Here is a 2,988-nt window from a genome sequence, read left to right as displayed (position 1 = left end):
TGCTGGTGCATGCCGATGCCCCCGACGCCGACGCGCTGCGCCAGATGGCCGCGCGCGCGTTGCGGCAGGCCTGCGGGGAACTGGGCCTGTCCTCCGTCCATGTCACGTTCTGCACCGGCCATGAATATGACCTGCTGGGGCGCAATGGATGGCTGCAACGCCTGGGCGTGCAGTACCACTGGGACAACGAGGGTTACGCCAGCTTCGACGAGTTTCTCGACACCCTCGCCTCACGCAAGCGCAAGGCCATCCGGCGCGAACGGCGCGACGCCCATGCCTGCGGGCTGCGCTTCCACACCTATCGCGGCGCGGAGATCACCCCCGCCCTGTGGCGCCGGTTTTATGAATTCTACCTCTCCACCGTGGACCGCAAATGGGGGCGGGCCTATCTCCAGCCCACGTTTTTTCGCCTGCTGTCGGAACGGCTGGGGAACAGGGTGGTGCTCATGGTCGCGATGCAGGGCGATACCCCCGTGGCCGGCGCGCTCAACCTCATGGGGCGCGATACGCTGTACGGGCGCAACTGGGGGCGGCTGGAGGGCGACTGGCCCTTCCTGCATTTCGAACTGTGCTATTATCAGGCCATCGACTTCGCCATCACCCACGGGCTGAAACGGGTGGAAGCCGGCGCGCAGGGCGAACACAAGCTCCAGCGCGGCTACCGCCCCTGCCTGACCCATTCCGCGCACTGGATCGCCCATCCCGGCCTGCGGGCGGCGGTTGGTGATTTCCTTGAACGCGAACGCGCCGCGATCGAGGCGGAACTGCCCGCGCTCGATGCCATGACCCCCTACCGCACCGCGTTGTGATAACACGATGACGCATGTCATGCCGCGCGGTCCCGCAGGCATGATATTCACATACCTGACTGCACTGGCGACCGACAGGCCGCGCCGATAGCCAAGGACCGGACCATGTACGCAATGCGACTGCTTGCCCCCATACCCCCTGCAATGGACCGAACTGCCCGACCCGGAACCGGGGAACGGCAGATCCGTGTCAAGGTCGGGGCCTGCGGCGTCTGCCGCACGGACCTGCATGTGGTTGACGCGGACCTGCCCTTTCCCGGTCACCCGCTCACACCGGGGCACGAGATCGTGGGCCGGATCGACGCCATCGGCCCCGGCGTGACCGACCTCAAACTCGGCCAGCGCGTGGGCATACCCTGGCTCGGGCATACCTGCGGCTGCTGCCATTACTGCGAGACCCGGCACGAAAACCTGTGCGACCACCCGCTGTTCACCGGCTACACGCGCGATGGCGGCTACGCCACGATGGCGGTGGCGGACGCGCATTTCACCTTTCCCCTGCCCGATGGTGATGATGATGTCGCCACCGCGCCGCTTTTATGCGCGGGGCTGATCGGCTGGCGCTCACTCGTCATGGCGGGTACGGAGGCGCGGCGCATCGGGCTTTACGGCTTCGGGGCCGCCGCCCATATCATCGCGCAGGTGGCGCTATGGCAGGGTCGCTCGGTCTATGCCTTCACCCGGCCGGGGGATACGAAAACACAGCAGTTCGCCCGCGATCTGGGGGCCGTCTGGGCGGGTGGATCGGATGAAGCCCCGCCCGAACAGCTTGACGCCACCATCATATTCGCCCCCGTGGGCGCGCTGGTGCCGGCAGCGCTGAAGGCCGTGCGCAAGGCGGGCCGCGTGGTCTGCGCCGGGATTCACATGAGTGAAATCCCCGCCTTTTCCTATGACCTGTTATGGGAGGAACGCCAGATCGTCTCGGTCGCGAACCTGACGCGGCAGGATGCATTGATTTCCTTGAACTCGCGCCACGGGTGGGAATCCGCACCACGACCACCCCCTATCCACTACGTGAGGCCAACAGGGCGCTGGACGACCTGCGCAACGGGCGCTTCGAGGGGGCGGCCGTACTGGTGCCCTGAACAACACGGACAGGGGGAGCAAAACAGGCCGCCCATTATTATTTCTGGCTTTTGGGGCAATCATTCTTTATGCACCGGCCTTCTCCCCTGACGCATGAACGGCCGGCGGCCAGTTTCCTTCCTGCGTCGCCTGTGTTCTTCATGTTCTGTCCGGATTGCCCGATATATGCCGTTTCCCGAAACCCACCCCGCCCTGCAACGCGCGCTGGACGAGCGTGGGTATGATGCCCCGACTCCCGTCCAGAAAGCTGTCCTGGATGTCGCCGCCGAAGGGCGCGACCTGCTCGTTTCCGCCCAGACCGGCTCCGGCAAGACCGTTGCCTTCGGTCTGGCCATGGCCGACACCCTGCTGGGCGGCGCGGAGCGTTTTGGCCCGGCGGGTCCGCCGCTGGCCGTCATCATCGCGCCCACGCGTGAACTCGCCATGCAGGTCACGCGCGAACTGACGTGGCTGTACGCCCCGGCGGGCGGGCGGATCGTATCGTGCATCGGGGGCATGGACGCGCGGCGTGAAGCCCGCGCCCTCCAGCTTGGCGCGCATATCGTGGTCGGCACGCCGGGGCGGCTGTGCGACCACCAGTCGCGCGGGCGGCTGGACATGTCGGACCTGCGCGTGGTCGTGCTGGACGAAGCGGACGAGATGCTTGACCTCGGCTTCCGTGACGAGCTTGAGCAACTGCTTGACGCCATGCCCAAGACCCGGCGCACGCTGCTGTTCTCCGCCACGATCGCCAAGGAAATCGCCTCCCTCGCCCGGCGTTACCAGAACGACGCCGTGCGTATCGACACCCTGTCGGGCGCGAAGCAGCATGCCGACATCGAATACCGCGCCGTGGTGGCCGATGCCCGCGAACTGATTCCCGCCGTGGTCAATGTCCTGCGCTATACGGACAGCCAGACCACCATGGTGTTCTGCGCCACGCGCGAGATGGTGCGCCACATGCAGGCCGCACTGGTGGAGCGCGGTTTCTCCTCCGTCGCCTGTCGGGTGAACTGGGGCAGAACGAGCGCACCCGCGCCATCGACAGCCTGCGCAAGGGCCAGGCCAATGTCTGCGTCGCGACCGATGTCGCGGCCCGTGGCATCGACAT

The 2,988-nt window shown here is 66.5% G+C and carries 1 protein-coding gene and 2 pseudogenes; all 3 read left to right on the top strand.

Features of this window, described 5'->3' with window-relative positions; genetic code table 11:
- A partial coding sequence (locus JCM25156_RS12540; RefSeq protein ID WP_025813343.1) for a GNAT family N-acetyltransferase occupies positions 1-809 on the top strand: 809 nt, incomplete at its 5' end.
- 105 nt (positions 810-914) lie between these two features.
- Positions 915-1,897: pseudogene (locus JCM25156_RS24150) on the top strand (zinc-dependent alcohol dehydrogenase family protein).
- Between the two features lie 166 nt (positions 1,898-2,063).
- Positions 2,064-2,988: pseudogene (locus JCM25156_RS24145) on the top strand (DEAD/DEAH box helicase); the annotation flags it as partial.

The sequence above is a fragment of the Komagataeibacter kakiaceti JCM 25156 genome, assembly GCF_000613305.1.
This window is presented reverse-complemented; position numbering and strand designations above follow the sequence as displayed.